General features: G+C 67.7%; 12 protein-coding genes and 4 pseudogenes. 8 read left to right on the forward strand and 8 right to left on the reverse strand.

Features of this window, described 5'->3' with window-relative positions:
- Positions 1–2 precede the first annotated feature (2 nt).
- The 5 genes and pseudogenes from ACZK2V_RS13310 to ACZK2V_RS13330 all read left to right on the forward strand — a co-directional run bounded on the left by ACZK2V_RS13310 (position 3) and on the right by ACZK2V_RS13330 (position 5268).
- Positions 3–938 (forward strand): type II secretion system F family protein, encoded by a 936-nt coding sequence (locus tag ACZK2V_RS13310; RefSeq protein WP_032128078.1) that lies wholly within the window; start codon positions 3–5, stop codon positions 936–938.
- Positions 938–1832 (forward strand): annotated as a pseudogene (locus ACZK2V_RS13315) (tetratricopeptide repeat protein). Before ACZK2V_RS13310 ends, ACZK2V_RS13315 begins: the two are co-directional and overlap by 1 nt.
- Positions 1829–2287 carry a DUF3613 domain-containing protein gene (locus tag ACZK2V_RS13320; protein ID WP_032128080.1) on the forward strand — a complete coding sequence of 153 codons (459 nt, stop codon included), beginning with the start codon at positions 1829–1831 and terminating at the stop codon, positions 2285–2287. Before ACZK2V_RS13315 ends, ACZK2V_RS13320 begins: the two are co-directional and overlap by 4 nt.
- An 8-nt stretch (positions 2288–2295) precedes the next feature.
- Positions 2296–4455, forward strand: a complete 2160-nt coding sequence (locus ACZK2V_RS13325; protein ID WP_121503516.1) for a TadG family pilus assembly protein — start codon at positions 2296–2298, stop codon at positions 4453–4455.
- Between the two features lie 99 nt (positions 4456–4554).
- Positions 4555–5268: a DUF2968 domain-containing protein gene (locus tag ACZK2V_RS13330; protein WP_043402505.1), complete on the forward strand. Its 714-nt coding sequence runs from the start codon at positions 4555–4557 to the stop codon at positions 5266–5268.
- A 69-nt stretch (positions 5269–5337) separates the two neighbouring features.
- Here ACZK2V_RS13330 and ACZK2V_RS13335 read toward each other — a convergent pair.
- Positions 5338–5722, reverse strand: a pseudogene (locus ACZK2V_RS13335) (hypothetical protein).
- A 186-nt stretch (positions 5723–5908) separates the two neighbouring features.
- Between ACZK2V_RS13335 and ACZK2V_RS13340 the strand changes: the two are divergent.
- Positions 5909–6733, forward strand: coding sequence for an alpha/beta fold hydrolase (locus ACZK2V_RS13340; RefSeq protein WP_486322474.1), 825 nt, complete (start codon positions 5909–5911; stop codon positions 6731–6733).
- Between the two features lie 159 nt (positions 6734–6892).
- On the opposite strand, the gene ACZK2V_RS13345 is transcribed toward ACZK2V_RS13340, so the two are convergent.
- The 7 genes and pseudogenes from ACZK2V_RS13345 to ACZK2V_RS13375 form a co-directional block, all read right to left on the reverse strand.
- The gene (locus ACZK2V_RS13345) at positions 6893–8542 is read right to left on the reverse strand and encodes an MFS transporter (protein ID WP_293794667.1); all 1650 of its coding nucleotides are present in this window, start codon (positions 8540–8542) and stop codon (positions 6893–6895) included.
- A pseudogene (locus tag ACZK2V_RS13350) lies at positions 8536–9818 on the reverse strand (alginate export family protein). The gene ACZK2V_RS13345 and the pseudogene ACZK2V_RS13350 overlap by 7 nt, the downstream one beginning before the upstream one ends.
- A complete protein-coding gene (locus ACZK2V_RS13355; RefSeq protein WP_486323329.1) occupies positions 9797–11644 on the reverse strand; it encodes an amidohydrolase in 1848 nt (615 codons plus the stop codon). The pseudogene ACZK2V_RS13350 and the gene ACZK2V_RS13355 overlap by 22 nt, the downstream one beginning before the upstream one ends.
- A 119-nt stretch (positions 11645–11763) precedes the next feature.
- A complete protein-coding gene (locus ACZK2V_RS13360) occupies positions 11764–12189 on the reverse strand; it encodes a DoxX family protein (protein WP_049398467.1) in 426 nt (141 codons plus the stop codon).
- A 2-nt stretch (positions 12190–12191) separates the two neighbouring features.
- A complete protein-coding gene (locus tag ACZK2V_RS13365; protein ID WP_486322475.1) occupies positions 12192–12848 on the reverse strand; it encodes a hydrolase in 657 nt (218 codons plus the stop codon).
- On the reverse strand, positions 12845–13288 hold the full coding sequence (locus tag ACZK2V_RS13370; RefSeq protein WP_053091059.1) for a helix-turn-helix transcriptional regulator: 444 nt from the start codon (positions 13286–13288) through the stop codon (positions 12845–12847). The genes ACZK2V_RS13365 and ACZK2V_RS13370 overlap by 4 nt, the downstream gene beginning before the upstream one ends.
- A 50-nt stretch (positions 13289–13338) precedes the next feature.
- The gene (locus ACZK2V_RS13375; protein ID WP_032128091.1) at positions 13339–13671 is read right to left on the reverse strand and encodes a hypothetical protein; all 333 of its coding nucleotides are present in this window, start codon (positions 13669–13671) and stop codon (positions 13339–13341) included.
- 96 nt (positions 13672–13767) lie between these two features.
- Here ACZK2V_RS13375 and ACZK2V_RS13380 point away from each other — a divergent pair, with 96 nt between their 5' ends.
- Both ACZK2V_RS13380 and ACZK2V_RS13385 read left to right on the forward strand, forming a co-directional pair.
- Positions 13768–16797: a sensor histidine kinase gene (locus tag ACZK2V_RS13380; RefSeq protein ID WP_486322476.1), complete on the forward strand. Its 3030-nt coding sequence runs from the start codon at positions 13768–13770 to the stop codon at positions 16795–16797.
- Positions 16790–17441: pseudogene (locus tag ACZK2V_RS13385) on the forward strand (response regulator). Before ACZK2V_RS13380 ends, ACZK2V_RS13385 begins: the two are co-directional and overlap by 8 nt.
- Positions 17442–17472 lie beyond the last annotated feature (31 nt).

Consider the following 17472-nt stretch of genomic DNA (forward strand, 5'->3'; position numbering starts at 1 on the left):
CGATGAGCGCCAGCGCCTGGTTCGCCCTCTCCCTGCTCGTGCTGGCCGCCGGTATCGCCCTGCTCGGTATCGGCGGCTGGGTACGCAGCCATCGTGAGCAACGTACAACGGCCACCTTGAAGACCGCCCTGCAGCCGCGCGAGGCGTCCCGTGACACCGAGCCTGCGCGGCACGATTCGCTGGGCTGGCTGGAACGCTTCGGCCGTGCCCTCAGCGGCGGCCGGCTGGAAACGGCATTGCTGGCCAATGAAGACCGGCTGCTGTTGGATCTGGCCGGGTGGAACACCCGCCGCGGTACGGCCATCTACCTCGGCCTGCGCCTGCTGCTGGCCGTGCTGGTGCTGGTACTGGTGCTGACATTCAGCAGCGTCACCGGGCTGGCCAGGATCATGGTGATCATCGGCGCCCTCGCCGCCGGCCTGCTGCTGCCCAAGTTCGTTCTCTCCTCCTGGGTGAAACGGCGCCGACGAGCGGTCGACAACGAGCTGCCGCTGCTGATCGACCTGCTGCGTCTGCTGCAGGGCGTGGGCTTCAGCATGGACCAGAGCCTGCAGACGCTCGGCGACAAGCTGCGCGATGCATTGCCGGTCCTCGGCGGCGAGCTGCAGGAGGCCAACATCGCCTATACCCACGGCCGCACGCGCGCACAGTCCCTGCGCCGGCTGAGCGAGGTCTATGCCGACGATGACCTGACCAGCCTGATGCAGCTGATCCTGCAGGTGCACGCCCATGGCGGCGCGGTGCAGGAGCCCCTGCGGCAGTTCAGCATCCGCCTGCGCGAACAGCGTCGCAACACGCTGAAGGAAAAGGTCGGCAAGCTCTCGGTGAAGATGACCGTGGTGATGATGCTGACCCTGCTGCCAGCGTTGATGCTGGTCCTTGCCGGTCCGGCGCTGGTCGCGCTGGCCACCACCATGTCCAAGATGGGGTCCCCCTGATGCCTGCCCTGCGCACTTCCTGCCTGATTGTTGCCCTGGCTGCCGTTGCCGGCGCCAGCGGCTGTGCATCGACCACGCCGAAGTACCTGCGCGCGCCCAGCCTGGCCGCGCCCGAACCGGCACCGCAGGACAGCCGCAATGCCTACCTGGAGCTGATCGAGCGCATGCAGCAGCAAGGCGCATGGTATGCCTCGCTCGCCCACGTCGACGCCTTCCGCCAGCGCTACGGCGATCCGCCGGCGTTGCGCCTGCTGCAGGCCGACGCGCTGCGCGAGACCGGCCAGGCCGATGCCGCGGTCACCCTGTACCGCGATCTTTCCAGTGGCCCCCAGGCCGCCGCGGCCGCCCATGGCCTGGGCCTGATTGCCGCGCGCCGCGACGACGACGCCGGCAGTGAGCAGGCGTTGGCGCGGGCGACCGAACTGCAGCCATTGAATACAAGTTATCTCGGCGACCTGGGCTATGCGCGGCTGCGCGCCGGGCAGTTCGAGCGCGCGCGAACCCCTGGCCAAGGCGCTGGAGCTGTCGCCGGGCAATGCCAAGGCCACCGCCAACCTCGCCCTCTGGGCGGTACTGCGGGGCGACACCGCCACTGCCGAACGCCTCGCCCAGCAAGCGAACCTCAACGACGAGACCCGGTTCAGCATCCAGCAGCAGGCGGCGCAGATCCGTGCCCGCCTGCAGCAGCGCCAAGCCGCAGCGGCAGCCGCCGCAGTCGTGCCGGCCGCTGCCCGTGCTCTCGCCAGCGATGCCGCCGGCAACCCGCCCGGCGCCACGCGACTGGCGGCGGAACCGCGCCGCGACAGCCGCGATGAACGCGATCCGCAGCGCCTGCCGCCCTCGATGCTGGAACGCTTCAGCGCCTCCGACCACCCGAACGGGAACACACCATGACCGCGACGCCCCTGACCCGACGCCTGCTGCCCGTTCTGATCTGCCTGCTGCCAGCCGCCGCCGTGCAGGCGCAGCAACAGCCGCTGACCGGGCAGATGCTTGGCGGCAGCACGCCGGCTGCGTCGGCTTCGCAGCCGCTGCAGTCCGAGTCACTGCCCACCGTGGACCTGGCGGCCCCGCCAGCACCGGTGCCTCAGGCGGCGCCTGCAGCAGTGGCCAACACCGACGGCAGCACTGCAGCCCCGCGGCCCGGCCGCAGCCAGATCGGCGACACCACGCGCAATCTGTTCCGCCTGCAGGCATCGGGGCAACAGGCCGGACAGCACCTGCCGATCCTCGGCGACCAGGCGACGCTGAGCTACGCCCGCTACATGAAGAGTTTCGAACACGAGATCCCGGACTTCTTTGAAGCCGATGTCGCCAAGTCCAAGGGATCATCCTCATCCGGACGCTGAGGTAGGCCATGAAACGCCCACGCCAGTTCAGTTTCAGCCGCCCACGGGGCGGCATGTCGATCACCATGATGCTGGTCATGCTGGCACTGCTGGCGATGCTGGGCCTGATCGAGATCGGTTACCTGTTCTGGGCCAAGCGCGATGCACAGAAAGTCGCTGATCTGGCCGCACTGGCCGGAGCGCAGCGACTGGAACTGTGCACCTCGGACAACAGCGACAACAGTGCTGCGCGGCAGAGCGCACTCACCCAGAACACCTTCGCAGGAAGCCTGGAAATCCGCTGCGGAAACTGGAACGTGACCCGTGCCACCGAAGGGCACTTCAGCCCGGTCGTCGATGCAGCGAATCAACGCAACGCCGTCCGTGTCATCACCCGCCGCGCGGTGCTTCCCTTCTTCGGGCAGAACAGCAGCCTGCCGACCGTGACCGCACAGGCGGTGGCGCGCCGTGCAGAACCCACGGCGGTTTTCAGTGTCGGCTCGCAACTGCTGCGCATCAATGGCAACACGCCACTGGGAAATGTCCTGAAACTGGTGGGCGCCGACCTCGACAAGACCACCCTGCTCGGCTACGACGGCCTTGCACAGGCGCATATCACCCCGAATGGACTGCTGCAGGCACTGGGCATTCCGATCGACGTCAACATGGGCGTGGCGGAGTTCAACAATCTGCTGGCCGGCCGCAAGGTCAAGCTGGGCAAGATCCTTCAGGCGACCGTTGACCTGCTCACCCAGCAGGGCGTTGCCCACGTGGACCTGAGTGCACTGGAAAATGCCCTGGTCGTGAAGGGCATCGACCTCAAGCAGCTGGAGGTGAAACTCGGCTCCGATGACAGCGGTGGCGGCCTGTTCGCACGCGTGGTCGCGCCGGATGGAACGATTTCCAGCGCGCTGCAGGCCGATGTCAATGTGCTGGACCTGATCGGCACCAGCATCAGCATCGCCAATGGCGGCCGTGCGGTCTCGGTCGATGAACTCAACCTGCTGGGCCTGGTCAATGCCAAAGCCGCTGTGGTGGAACCGCCTTCCATCGCCATCGGTGGCGTTGGCTCGCGCGCTTACAACGCGCAGATCCGTGTCTTCCTCGACATCGACACCAACAACATTCCCGTTGCAGGCGGCGTGCTTTCACTGCTGGGCATCCGCCTGAAGCTGCCGGTCCATGCGGACGTGACCAATGCAATGGCGACCCTGACCAGCCTGCAATGTGGCAGCACGCCTCCCACGGCGACGATCAAGGTCGAGTCTTCCGTGCTGCGCGCCTGCGTCGGCAAGGTGGCCGACAGCGAGCGGTTCTCCAAGCAGAATGTCTGTGGCGACACCCTGCAGAAGGAACAGATGCTCACACTGCTCGGCGCCCCGTTGATCAATGACAGCATCAAGGTCAATACGCTGACCGACACGCAAAGCCTCACCCTCCCCGCCGGCGCGACCGGTTCAACCCAGGTCAACTCCCTGGAGGTGGGCACCGCCGTGTCCGAGCTGGTCAGCGAACTGCTGCGCGTACTGTCCGGCATGCTCGATCCGCGCGACGATGGCATGAGCCAGGGCTCGACCGCAGCGCAGTTGGCCGATCGCTACCTGAAAGCAGCCAACGTTGGTCGCAAGCGATACGATGTTGACGCAACCATCAAGCTGCTGGAATTCGGAGACAGCACGCAGGGATTGAAACCACTTGGAAACTGGGACATCACCAAGGGGGTACCTACCAGCTGTGTGCTGGTGACCTGCATGGTCGACGGCAAGGTCTGGCAAGGATTCCGCAACGCAGTGACCGGGGTTGGCTCGGGGCTCCTCGATGGCGTACTGGGAGCGCTTGTGGGTGGGCTGCTGGTCAAGCAGTGCAACAGCCTGATTGGCGCGCTGGATGACACCACCTACAACAACTGCATGAAGTACAACCTGACTTCCTACCTGCAGACCGCCGATGCCGGCTTCCTGGACCAGTTCGCCGGCGACGGCGTCACCGCCCCCGGCAATGGCCCGGTCAGTTGTTCGGGCCTGCTGTGCTTGCTGCTGAAGCCCGCCCTGGACGTCCTGAAGCCGCTGCTCAACAGCGTCGGCTCCCTGCTGCGCTCGCTGCTGGCGCAGGTGCTGGGCCTGGAACTGGGCCGTACGGATGTGCATGTCCAGTCCATCCAGTGCACGCCCGCACAGCTGGTCTACTGACCCGTGACGGGCGCCCTTGGCGGCGCCCGCGCACATGCTAGACTCCCGGTGGGGAACCACCTTCATCTCAACCCACACTCATCCGTGGATGGTCTAGACATGCGAGAAACTTCAGGGGGCGCGGTCTTCGCCCGGCACGCGCGCGGCGCGGCACTGCTGGCCGTGGCCATGATGCTGGTGGCACCGGCGGCGATGGCTGCCCGTGGCGACCGCGAAGCAGCCGCAGAGCCGGCCGCACGTACCGCACCGGTGGTGCGCAACACCGTTGACGAGCTCAAGCAGCTGATGGATGCCCGCCAGCTGACCGAGCTGCGCACCACCTACAACGGCAACTACGGCGCCAGCCTGCTGTTCAATGCCAACACCCTGACCTACTACGTCGCCCTGTTCCAGGAGAAGAACTTCTGGCGGGTGATCAAGACCGATGCCGTCGACAACGCCGAGCGTGTCTACCGCACCTTCGCGCAGCAGTCAGAGCAGCTGGCCCAGGTCTACATCGACACCACCCGACTGGAAGCCGGCAAGCGCTATACCGAGCGCCTGGTGGCCTACAACGAGGAGCGCCTGCGCACCCTGCAGCAGGAAATGGAACAGCAGCAGGCACAGTCGGCCCAGGTCAGCGCTGCCCTGCAGCAGGCCCAGCAGCAGGCGGTCAGCCTGAGCAGCGACGTGCAGAGCACCAACAGCCAGCTGGATTCCCTGCAGCGCCGCATCCAGATCCTGCAGGCCGAACAGGGCAACCCGGAGCTGAGCCTGCCCAAGCCGGACAGCGTGCCCTCGCCGGCACCGGCGGCCGCCAGCGACGGTCGCTGAGGTCCAGCGCCTGGCGTGCCGTCCAACGGCGCCTACGGGCGCCGTTGTCGTTTCCGGCACCATTCCATTTCAACGGCACGCCTCATGCACGGCATCGTCCAGTTGCCGGCGCTGCACGAAGTCCATGCGCTTGCCATTGGCCAGCACCTTCCCACGATGCTGCCGCGCGCTCACAGGCGGCGGGATCCGCGCTGATCGGTATCACTGCAGCCCGCGCACGCCGCTGCTGCACCACACGCGGACGCATTGAAGCTGGGCTCGCTGCCTTGGCCGCGCTCGCACCTGTTGAGGACGGCTCCGCCGGCACCTCCCAGCGCCATTCCGCGCGCCCCTGGCACGGCGTCTGCTGGTAGACCGGATGCGGCCCGTCCACACATTTGTAGACGTTGGTCTGAGCATGCGCCCCCGTGGCCAGCAGCAGGTACAACAGCGGGCTCCAACACGCGTTCGACATTGCAGGCTCCTCGTCAGGGCTGCCGCCATCCTCGATGCCGGCACGGCTTCGTGCCAGAGCGATACACGTCACATCCGGCGTAATCCAGCACAGCCGTGCAAGTCGTCGGTCTGGCGCTGCGCTGTACTGCCGAAGGCACCGGCATCCACGCCAGCGCCTTCCCTCCCTTCCGTCAAGGAAACCACAATGAGCAACTTCGTCACCGTCGCCGACGGCGCGCGCATCTTCTACAAGGATTGGGGTACCGGCCAGCCGATCGTGTTCGCGCACGGCTGGCCGCTGTCGTCCGATGCCTGGGACCCGCAGATGCTGTTCATGGGCCAGAACGGCTTCCGCGTGATCGCTCACGACCGTCGCAGCCACGGCCGCTCCAGCCAGACCTGGGACGGCAACAACATGGACACCTACGCCGACGACCTGGCCGCCGTGCTCGAGGCGCTGGACCTGAAGGACGCGATCCTGGTCGGCCACTCCACCGGTGGCGGCGAAGTGGCCCATTACATCGGGCGCCACGGCAGCAAGCGCGTGGCCAAGGTGGTGCTGGTCGGCGCCGTGCCGCCGCTGATGCTGAAGACCGATGCCAACCCGGCCGGTACCCCGCTGGAGGTCTTCGACGGCATCCGCAAGGGCAACGGCGGTGACCGCTCGCAGTTCTTCAAGGACCTGACCACGCCGTTCTTCGGCGCCAACCGCGACGGCAACAGCGTTACCCAGGGCATGCGTGATTCGTTCTGGCTGCAGGGCATGCTCGGTGGCGTCAAGGGCCAGTACGACTGCGTGCACGAATTCTCGGAAGTGGATTACACCGAGGACCTGAAGAAGATCGATGTGCCAGCGCTGGTGGTGCATGGCGATGACGACCAGATCGTGCCATTCGATGCCTCAGCCAAGCTGTCCTCGCAGATCATCAAGGACGCCGAGTTGAAGGTGTACGCCGGTGCGCCGCACGGCCTGACCGTCACTCACGCCGACCGGTTCAACGCCGACCTGCTGGCGTTCGCACGCGGGTGATGGACTGCGGCGGCGCCACCCAGCGCCGCCGCCCCTGTGGTAGAGCCGGCCGCTGGCCGGCTGCGCAGGATCGGGATGGATTGATCGCGCAAAAAGGGGACGGAGGGGATTAAGTCGTTTGTGCACAAACGACTTAATCCCCTCCGTCCCCTTTTTGGGTCAGATATCGCTGTGGTGGTGCGGGACCCCGGTCTTCGGCAGCGGGTCATGCCCGCCCACGAAGTGGCGTACCACCGGTGCACGCTCACCGCGATGCAGCCCGCGCAGCACTTCCTGGATCGCCTTGTCATCGGCGGTGATGCGCTCGTGCTGGCGCAGATGCTCCAGCCAAGACGGGGTCACGAAATACTCAAGGTGGATGCCCGGGCTGGCCACATCCTCCACCACGCCCCAGACCACGGCGCCATCGCGGCGGCGGATCGTGCCCAGCGCGCGCATCTGCGCCTGGAACGCGGCGCGGTCAGCCTCGTCGATGCGGTACTCCAGGGTGACCAGTACCGGGCCGCGATCGTTGGATACCGGCACCGACAGTTCCGGTGCCGGCCAGTGTCCCGCCGGGCGCAGGTTCAGGTCTTCAGTACCGGCAATGCGCACGCGCCACACCAGCAATCCGCCGATCACCGCACCCGCGGCAGCCACCAGCAAGGCCAGCTCCGGCGAGGTGCGCTGCGCCAGTGCACCCCAGCTCAGGCCACCAGCCGCCATGCCAGCGGAAAACACCATGATGTACAGCGCCAGTGCACGCGCCCGTACCCACGCTGGCACTGCGGTCTGCGCGGCAATCTGCAGCGACGACAGCACGGTGATCCAGGCAAAGCCATTGATCAGCATCACCAAGGGCAGCACGTACCAGCTGCGGGTCAGCGCCAGCCCGACCAGGCTGAGCGCCAGCGACAGCGTGGCCAGCAGCACCAGCAGGTCGCGATCCATCTGCGCGCGCAGCTTCGGCAGCAACAACGCACCACCTACGGCACCGATCCCGATGCAGCCGAGCAGCATGCCGTACTGCCCCGCCCCACCCTGCATCTGGCCGCGTACCACCACCGGCAGCAACGCGTTCATCGCTGCGGCAAAGAAGAAGAAGCCAACCGACTTGATCAACACCGCCTGCAACCGCCCGGCGCGGCTGGCATAGCGCAGGCCCGCCTTCAGGCCAGCACCGAACCCTTCCGGCGGCAGGCTGGACTGCTTCGGGTCGCGCTTCCAGCCCCATACCACGAACAGCATCGCGGCGAAGGTAATGGCGTTGAAGCCGAACGCCCAGACTGCACCCAGCTGGGCGACGATCACGCCACCGATGGCCGGGCCAATCGAGCGCGCGATGTTGATGCCGATCGAGTTCAGCGCCACCGCCGAAGCCAGCATCGGCTGAGGCACCAGTTCGGACACGATCGCGGCCTGCGCCGGCATCGCCATCGCCGCACCGCAGCCCATGCAGAAGGTCAGCAGCACCAGCAGCTGCGGGGTCAGCATGTCCATCGCGGTCAGTGCCGCCATCACCGCGGCGACCAGCAGCATCCAGCCCTGGGTGGCCAGCAGGTACCTGCGGCGATCGACGATGTCGGCCAGGGTGCCGGCGGCCAGCGCCAGCAGCACGATCGGCACCGTGGTGGCCGACTGCACCAGCGCCACCATCAGTGGTGAGCCGGTGCGCTCGGCCATTACCCAGGCGGCGGCCACATCGTTGACCCAGGTGCCGATGTTGCTGGCCAGGATCGCCAGCCAGATCGAGCGGAACATCCGGATCTTCAGCGGGGACCAGGCGCCTGCGGCCTGTGCGGGGGGTTGCGACGCGGTTGCGTTCACCATTGCCATGCTCCAACGATCGAGGCGAACAACGTGTCCTGGCCTCCGGCCTGCTTCAGCGCAGGACCGGCGTCGACCCAGGCCAGCTGCAGCTGCCATTGCCAGTGTTCGCTGGCCTGCCAGCGGGTTTCGGATTTGTACTGATTACCGATGCGGCGCGCGCCACCGGCGCTGCCTGGCAACGCCACCAGCGGTGCCGGCGTGGTGTAGACCGCATCGGCACGACGATGCTTCCAGGCCATCTGTACGCCCAGCTCCGTCGTCACCGCGTCGTGCAGGCGCAGGGTCAGGGTCGGCTGGAGGTCCATCAGGTTGGCCGGGGCCAGCAGGCTGGCCTCGCTGAAGTAGGCCGATTTCGGGAACAAGGCGTTGAAGGTTCCCAGGCGGCCGTCATGCAGGTTGCCATCGCCACTGGCGATGTCGGCCTTCAGCCCCAACCGCGGCTGCAGCGGCAGGTTTGTCCAGCGCCACCCCGTATCGGTCGCCAGCGTCCAGGCGCGGATATCGAGGGTGCCGGCGGTCGTCCGAAGCTCACCGCCCTGCGCCACCAGCTCGCTGTTCCAGTCCAGTGCACCGGCCTGGCCGAACCAGCGCGCCGCAGAGTGTGCCGACGTTCGGTACCCACACCCGCGGCGAAGCACGCGCCCTCACGGCGGTAGTCCAGAAGATACAGATCCCACTGACCCGCCCGCTGCCCGCGCGCCGTCGTGGCATACGCGCCCCAGAGATGCGCGCCGTGTTCGCCGCGATCATCGAAGGCACCTGGTCGGTTCTCCACCGGACGCAGCGCCATCAGATCCAACGTGCCGAAGCGGCCTTTCCATCCTGCACGTGCACCGTCGAACGCCAGGCGGATGTTCGGCCCATCACGCACCGACAGCAGCCGTGAACTGCCATAGCCGGCTTCCTGCCGGCCGAGTTGCAGATGGAAGCCATCGCGCTGCCAGCGCCAGTACGCCTGCTGCACATCCAGCGCGCTGCGGTCGGTGCGACCCGGGCCGCCGGCCTTGCCATTCTCCCCATGCACACCCAGCTGCAGCTTCGCCTGCCAGCTGTCTTCCACATAGGTGGCCGAGGCCAGCGCGCGCAGCAGGCCATAGCCATCCTCGCTGCCGCCAATGCCGAACCGGGTCGGGTGGTAGTACAGGCCACGCGCCCGCAGCGATGCGTCCCATTGCAGCTGGCCGTCCCCAGCCGCGCTGCAATGACCGCCGTCGCAGGCCTGCACCAGCGACGGTGCGGCCAGCAATGCCAGGCTCAGAACGCGAAGCACGAGCATCCCATCGCGCCCCAGAACGCGATCAGGTCATCGGTGGGCGCCGCGTGCCGGGCCGCATGACCATGAGCACCGTGAGTGCTGCAGGCTACGCCGTGATGGTGACGATGGGCGGCGGCCAACCCGGTGGCGGCACCGCCGACGTGGTAGCCGCCGAACCGGTTGACCGGCGACCAGTTGGGCATCGCCGGCGGCAGCTGCGGCGCAAGCCCTGCATAGTCGGCGTCGGCATGCACGATGCGGCCACCGACCACGGTCAACACGCTGGTGATGTCGGCGATCTGCGCATCATCCACGCGGAAGAAATCGGCCGAGAGCAGGATGAAATCGGCCAACTGGCCGACCTTCAACGTACCCTTCACTGCTTCGTCGCCGGAGAACCAGGCACTGCCCTGGGTCCACAGGCGCAGTGCCTGCTCACGTTCGAGCAGGTTCTCATCGCCATACAGGGCCAGCCCGCCGACGGTGCGCCCGGTCACCAGCCAGGACAACGCCACCCATGGGTTGTAGCTGGCCACACGGGTGGCATCGGTTCCAGCACCGACCGGCACGCCTTCGGCCAGCATGCGCTTGACCGGCGGCGTATGCCGCGCGGCCTGCACGCCGTAGCGCTCGACGAAGGCTTCGCCCTGATAGGCCATGCGATGCTGCACGGCGATGCCGCCACCCAGCGCACGGATGCGCTCGATGTTGCGCGGGGTGATGGTTTCGGCGTGATCGATGAACCAGTGCAGGCCATCGAACGGCACCTCGCGGTTGACCTGTTCGTACACATCGAGGATGCGGGTGATGCTCTCGTCGTACGTCGCATGGATGCGGAACGGCCAACGCTTCTCGACCAGCAGCTTCACCACATCGTGCAGTTCCGGCTCCAGCTCCGGCGGCAGTTCCGGGCGCGGCTCGTTGAACAACTCGAAGTCGGCCGCGGAGAACACCAGCATCTCGCCGGCACCGTTGTGGCGCAGCAGGTCATCACCCTGCCGCGGCTGCAGCATCTCGCTCCATCCGCGGAAGTCATCCACTTCCTTGCCCTTGTTCTGGGTGAACAGGTTGTAGGCGATGCGCACGGTCAGCTGGTCATCGCGGTGCAGCTGCTCGATGACCTGGTAGTCCTCGGGATAGTTCTGGAAACCACCGCCGGCGTCGATCACCGAGGTGATGCCGAGCCGGTTCAGTTCACGCATGAAGTGACGCGTCGAATTGGCCTGGTACTCGATCGGCAGGCGCGGCCCCTTGGCCAGCGTCGCGTACAGGATCAGCGCATTCGGCTTGGCCAGCAGCAGCCCGGTCGGGTTGCCCAGCGAATCACGCACGATCTGGCCGCCCGGCGGATCCGGGGTGTCCTTGGTATAGCCACAGGCACGCAGTGCGGCGCGGTTGAGCAGCGCACGGTCGTACAGGTGCAGCAGGAACACCGGCGTGTCCGGCGCGATGTCGTTGAGCTCCTGCAGCGTGGGCAGGCGCTTCTCGTTGAACTGGGTGGCGGTGAAACCACCGACCACGCGCACCCACTGCGGTGCAGGCGTGCGGTCGACCTGCGCCTTCAGCATGTCCAAGGCATCGCCCAGCGAACGCAGGCCGTCCCAGCGCAGTTCCAGGTTGTAGTTCAGGCCACCACGTATCAGGTGGGTATGGCTGTCGTTGAGGCCGGGCAGCAGGCGCCGGCCTTGGGCGTCGATCAGGGTCGCTTCATTGCCCCAGCCACGCATGATCTCCTCGTCGCTGCCGACGGCAACGATGCGCCCTTCCTGCACGGCCAGCGCCTGTGCATGCGGCTGCTGCGGGTCGAGGGTGGTGATGCGGGCATTGCGGATGACCAGCGTGCTCATGCGACGCTCCTTGGAAGTGGAATCGAGTGCGGCACCGGCACGGCCGGCCAGGCCCAGCGCCACCGCGGCGCTGCCGGCCAGCACCACGTTGCGGCGGCCGTGATCGAGTGGATCGTGACTCATGCGAGATCTCCCGGAAGGCGTTGGCCGTCCAGTGCCCAGGCGCCGGGCCCGGTCAGCGCGAGGGCCAGCAGTACCGTGGTCCACATCAACGGGTACTCACTGCCGCCGCGCATCCAGAACCAGCCCTTGGGCAGGGCCAACAGAACGGTGAAGCCGATGAAGGCCGCCGCTGCAAGCGCGGCGACGCGGGTCTGCCAGCCCAGCAGCACGGCCAGCCCTGACAGCACCTGCAGCAGGGCCAGCAGCAGCGGCAGCGGTGCCACCGCTGGCAGGCCGAAGCCGCGCAGCTCGGTGGCGAAGCCGGCCAGCCCAGGACCGCCGAACCAACCGAACAGCTTGCCCAGCGCGTGGGGCAGCAGGAATCCCCCGGCTGCCACGCGCAGCATCAGCAGGGCCAGGTCGAGGCCATGGCCAGCCAGCATGCTCAGTGCCCGCCTTCCTGCGCGCCGAACATGCGCTTGGCGTACTGGATGCCGATGCCATAGCCACCGGCGTGGTCGCGGGCGATGCCGGTGGTCAGCTCGTAGGTCTCGCCACGCGCCCAGTCACGCTGCAGCTCCAGCAGGTATTGCACGCTGGTCATCGGCACCGCACCGGCCTGCACCATGCGGGTGATCGCACGCTCGTGGGCTTCTTCGCTGACATCGCCGCAGGCATCGGTGATCACATACACCTCGAAACCCTGCGCCAGCGCCGACAGCGCCGGGCCGACGATGCAGACGCTGGTCCACAGGCCGGCAACGACCAGGCGACGCTTGCCGATGCGGTTGATCTCGTCGATCACCGGCTGGTCTTCCCAGGTGTTCATCGAGGTGCGGTCGAACACTGGCTGGCCCGGAAAGATCTCCGGCAGTTCCGGGAACATCGGGCCGGAGAACGACGCTTCGGCAACGGTGGTCAGCAGCACCGGCACGTTGAAGCCCTTGGCGGCCTTGCTGATCAACGACACGTTGTTGCGCAGCGCGGAGATATCGATGGTGTGGGTGGCGAATGCCATCTGCGACTGGAAGTCGATCAGCACCAGGGCATGGTCGGTGGGCGACAACAGGGCCGGGGCGGGCGTGGCGGTGGCAAGGCTCATGGTTGGACTCCGTTGGAAACACGATCAGGGGGAAGCAACAGGGCCGCATCGCCGGCCAGGTACTGGCCGGGGCTGCAGCCGGTCTCGGCGCGGAAGCTGCGGACGAAATGGCTCTGGTCGAAGAAGCCCAGCTGCTGCGCCAGGCAGGACATCGGCAGCTGCGCGACCGGCAACAACTGGCGCGCACGTTCGATGCGGCGACGGCGCACGTAGCGCAGCGGGCTGGCGCCGGTACCGGTCCGGAACAGGCGCACCAGATGGAAGCGGCTGACGCAGGCGGCTGCGGCCAGCTCGGTCACCCGCAGCGGCTGCGACAGGTGCTCATCGACATAGCGCAGGGCGCGCTGCAATGCGGCGGCCTGCTGCGGTGCCAGCGCCACGGCGGGCGGATCGGGCGAAAAGACGGTGGCCATGCGGGACGCCGCGAGGGGGTGCCCCATGGTGCGTGGCCGCCGCACGATGCCCTACCCCCGTCGGTCGAGGCCAGCACCTACCCGAATGGGGGAGGCCGACGCCCGAGCAGGCGACGACCGAACAACCGCGCATCCAGTGAATAGGCGCCAGGGCCCAACATCAACAGCGCCAAGGGCAGCACCACCTGTGACCACGGCGCCTGCTGCGCGAACAGGCCCACGGCCGCCATCAGCACGGCCAGTGGCGTCAACACACCCAGCGTGAGCATCGGCACTGCCAGCAGGCACAGCGCCGACCACCCGCCCGCATGCGTGCCGGGCGTGCACAGTGCCGCGGACAGGCACAGCCGCAGCCACAGCAGGCCGATGCCCGGCCCGCGGTCGGGGAACATCACGAACAGGCGCTGCATGGCCGGGCTCCACAGGGCATGCCGGCGTGATAACCGACCGCGGTGGCCGCCGCCTACCCCGTTCGGGTCACCCCGGACTGCCCCGCACCTGCCAGAATGCGCGCCATGCGTGGCCGCCCCTTCCCGTTCCTGCGTCGCCTGCCGACGCTGCTGACGTGCCTGCTGCTGTGGACCGCCCTGCCCGCTCTTGCCGTGCAGCGCCCGCCGGTGAGCGGCGGGCTGCCCGGTTACGAGCACACCGCGTGGCGGGTCGGCCAGGGTGCACCCGGCGATATCTGGGACATCACCCAGGACCGCGACGGCCTGCTGTGGCTGGCCACCGGCTCGGGCCTGTACCGCTTCGATGGCCGTCGCTTCGAACGGCAGGCAGCGCCCGTCGGCAGCCAGTTCCCGTCCACCAACATGGTCACGCTGGCACATGCCGCCGACGGTGCCCTGTGGATCGGCTACTTCCAGGCCGGCATCAGCCGGTTCGCGCAGGGGAGGCTGCACAACTACGGCCGCGAGCAGGGGGTGCCGGTCGGCGTGGTCCCACGCTTCAGCCAGGATCGCCAGCGCCAGCTGTGGGCGGCGATCAATGGCGGGCTGCGCCGCTTTGATGGACAGCGCTGGCAGCCACTGCCGGCCGCAGCCGGCCTGCCCGAACGCCGTGTGCAGTGGGTGCTGCACGACAGCCGGGGCAGGTTCTGGGTGCTGGCCGACCTGAAGATCTGGATGCGTGCGGCCGGCCAGACCACGTTCGAGGACACCGGCATCGCGGTCTCGCAGATGGCAACGCTGGCCGAAAGCCCGCAGGGTGAAGTGTGGTTGGCCGACCGGGTGCGCGGCACCTCACCCCTGGCCAACGCGCAGGGCCTGTTGGCGGCCAGCGAACGTGAAGCGCGGCGTCTTCCGGAACTGGTTGCTGCACGCCTGCAGTTCACTGCCGATGGCGCGTTATGGGCCACGATGAGCCCGCACGGCGGCGTCGCCCGCATCACCTTCGACGGCAGCCGCGCCGTGCGCATGGAGCGTTTCGATTCGCCGCACGGGCTGACCGCCACCTCCGCGGTGCCGATCATCGTCGATCGCGAAGGCAATCTCTGGGTCGGCACCAACCTCGGCCTCAACCGCTTCCGCGCACGCAGCGTGCACACCCTGGCAGTGGGCCCGAGTGATCCCTACCGCTCGCTGGTGCGGGCCAGCGATGGCCGCGTGTATGGCTATGGCGAAGACCTCAAACCCTACGATCTGCGGCGCACTCTGCTGGATGGCAGTGCCCCGCAGCTGCAGGCCGCCGCGCGCCAGGCACCCACGCCGATCTGGCAGTTCGACTGGGTCAATCTTGCACGCACGGTCGCCGGCCACACCTCGTTGATCCCGCTGCCGGCCCCGTTCACCGGGCAACCGCTGCACGCCCTGCTGTTCCCCGACGACGCGCAGGCCTGGGTATGCACGGGTGAACGCGGCGTCCTGCACTACCTGCATGGCCAATGGCAGCGCGAGGTCCGCCTGCCCGAGCAGGCCTGCTCATCGCTGGCGCTGGATGCCCATGGCCAGCTGCTGCTCGGCTATGCCGACGGCCGCCTGCGCCGGATGAGCGCGGGCCACATCGAGAGCTTCGATGCCAGCCAGGGCCTGTCGGTCGGGCCGATCACCGCAATGCTGCATCACCAGGACCTGCTGCTGGTCGCCGGCGAAGCCGGTCTGGCTGCGCGCGTTGGCAACGGTCGTTTCGTTCCGGTGCGAACCGACATGGCCGGTGTACTGGAAGGCATCACCGGCATGGTGGCCGATCCGAACGGACACCTCTGGTTCAATGGCAGCCGTGGCCTGGTCCGGCTGGGGAGCGATGAGCTGCGACGGACGCTGCGGACCGGGCTGCCGGTGACGCCACGCCTGTTCGATGCAGTGGATGGCATGCCGGGCATCGCCCTGCAGAGCGGACCGATCGCCACCGCCACGCTGGCCGATGACGGACTGCTGTGGCTGGCCACCAACCAGGGCCTGGCCTGGCTGGACACCACCCGCTCGCACGTCAACACCATGGCGCCCAGCGTGCGCATCGGCGAAGTGCTGTATGGCAGTGAGCACGAGCCACTGCGCGATGGCCTGCGCCTTCCGGCCGGCACCAGCCAATTGCAGATCGATTACGTGGCGCTGTCGCTGGCGCGCCCGGAGCGCAACCGCTACCGCTATCGCCTGTCCGGCGTCGACGACGGCTGGCAGGATGCCGGCAGCAGCACGCGGGCGTACTACACCAACCTCGCCCCGGGCAATTACCGGTTCGAGGTGGAAGCCGCCAACGAAGACGGCATCTGGAGCACTGCACCGGCCAGTCGCAGCTTCCGCATCGCCCCCACTTTCATGCAGACGGTGTGGTTCAAGCTGCTGTGTGCGGCCGCGATCCTCGCGCTGCTGGTGATGGCGGTGCGCATCCGCAGCGGGCAGCTGGCCGCGCTGTTCCGCGCGCGCCTGCAGGAACGCAATGGCGAACGCGAACGCATCGCACGCGACCTGCACGACACCCTGCTGCAGGGCAGCCAGGGCCTGATCCTGCGCCTGCACGCGATCAGCCAGTCGCCGCAGACCCCGGAGCCGGTACGCGGCCAGCTGGAATCGGCGATGCAACTGGCAGAGCGTAACCTGGCCGAGGGCCGCGAGCGGGTCAATGCCCTGCGTGAGGGACCGTTCGCTGGCCGCGACCTCGCTTCGGCACTGGCCGATGTGCATGCCGAGTACGCCGGGCATGGCACCAACCCACTTCGCCTGACCGTGGAAGGTGCAACCCCACCGCTGCAGGCCGACGCGGCCGAAGAAGTGTTCCTGATCGGACGCGAAGCCATCCGCAATGCGCTGCGTCACGCCAACGCCAGCGCCATCGAAGTGGAGCTGTCCTACGGCACGCGGTGCTTCCTGCTGCACGTGCGCGACGATGGCGTCGGCATCGCCGACGACAATGCCGGCCATGGTCATTGGGGCCTGCAGGGCATGCGTGAACGTGCACAACGTCTTGGCGCCGAACTGCAGCTGTGGACCCGGCCCGGCCTGGGCACCGAAGTGGCGCTGGCGGTCCCGGCACGGCGCCTGTATCACCGCAGTCCATCGCGCTGGCGCTGGCCCTGGAGTAAAGCAAACCATGACTGAGTCCCCTGCCCCGATCGGCGTACTGGTGGTCGACGACCACCCGCTGCTGCGTGACGGCTTGGCCGCCCTGCTGGGCGCACAACCCGACCTGCGCCTGCTCGGCGAGGCTGCCGATGGCGAAGAGGCCATCGCCTGCTACCAGCGGCTGCAGCCCGACGTGGTGCTGATGGACCTGCAGATGCCACGGCTGGATGGTGTGGAAGCGATCGTGCGGATCCGCGCGATGGACCCGCGCGCGCATCATCGTGCTGACCACCTACCGTGGTGACGTACGCGCGGTAAGGGCACTGCAGGCCGGCGCCAGCGCCTATCTGCTGAAGGACATGCTGCGCCATGAGCTGGTCGATACGATCCGCATGGTCGCTGGCGGCCGCCGCGCACCGATTCCCCCGGCGGTGGCGGCCAGCATCGCCGCGCATGTGGTGGAAGACCGGTTGTCGCCGCGCGAAACCGAGGTACTGAGGCATGTGGCCGGGGGCCTGTCGAACAAGCGCATCGGCGAGCGCATGCAGATTTCCGAGCAGACGGTGAAGGCGCACATGAAGAGCCTGATGGACAAGCTGGGCGTGGGTGATCGCACGCATGCGGTGACCCAGGCGCTGCGGCGCGGGATCATCAGCCTGGACGACAGCGGTCACGATTAGGGGGTTGTTCGGCAGGGCTTGCAGCCCTGCA

Source organism: Stenotrophomonas sp. 93052_Sma (genome assembly GCF_056481145.1).

Excerpts from the sequence above, each read along its gene's own strand:
- ACZK2V_RS13310 (WP_032128078.1), top strand. The coding sequence starts at position 3 with ATGAGCGCCAGCGCCTGGTTCGCCCTCTCCCTGCTCGTGCTGGCCGCC.
- ACZK2V_RS13320 (WP_032128080.1), top strand. The coding sequence starts at position 1,829 with ATGACCGCGACGCCCCTGACCCGACGCCTGCTGCCCGTTCTGATCTGC.
- ACZK2V_RS13325 (WP_121503516.1), top strand. The coding sequence starts at position 2,296 with ATGAAACGCCCACGCCAGTTCAGTTTCAGCCGCCCACGGGGCGGCATG.
- ACZK2V_RS13330 (WP_043402505.1), top strand. The coding sequence starts at position 4,555 with ATGCGAGAAACTTCAGGGGGCGCGGTCTTCGCCCGGCACGCGCGCGGC.
- ACZK2V_RS13340 (WP_486322474.1), top strand. The coding sequence starts at position 5,909 with ATGAGCAACTTCGTCACCGTCGCCGACGGCGCGCGCATCTTCTACAAG.
- ACZK2V_RS13345 (WP_293794667.1), bottom strand. The coding sequence starts at position 8,542 with ATGGTGAACGCAACCGCGTCGCAACCCCCCGCACAGGCCGCAGGCGCC.
- ACZK2V_RS13355 (WP_486323329.1), bottom strand. The coding sequence starts at position 11,644 with ATGAGCACGCTGGTCATCCGCAATGCCCGCATCACCACCCTCGACCCG.
- ACZK2V_RS13360 (WP_049398467.1), bottom strand. The coding sequence starts at position 12,189 with ATGCTGGCTGGCCATGGCCTCGACCTGGCCCTGCTGATGCTGCGCGTG.
- ACZK2V_RS13365 (WP_486322475.1), bottom strand. The coding sequence starts at position 12,848 with ATGAGCCTTGCCACCGCCACGCCCGCCCCGGCCCTGTTGTCGCCCACC.
- ACZK2V_RS13370 (WP_053091059.1), bottom strand. The coding sequence starts at position 13,288 with ATGGGGCACCCCCTCGCGGCGTCCCGCATGGCCACCGTCTTTTCGCCC.
- ACZK2V_RS13375 (WP_032128091.1), bottom strand. The coding sequence starts at position 13,671 with ATGCAGCGCCTGTTCGTGATGTTCCCCGACCGCGGGCCGGGCATCGGC.
- ACZK2V_RS13380 (WP_486322476.1), top strand. The coding sequence starts at position 13,768 with ATGCGCGCCATGCGTGGCCGCCCCTTCCCGTTCCTGCGTCGCCTGCCG.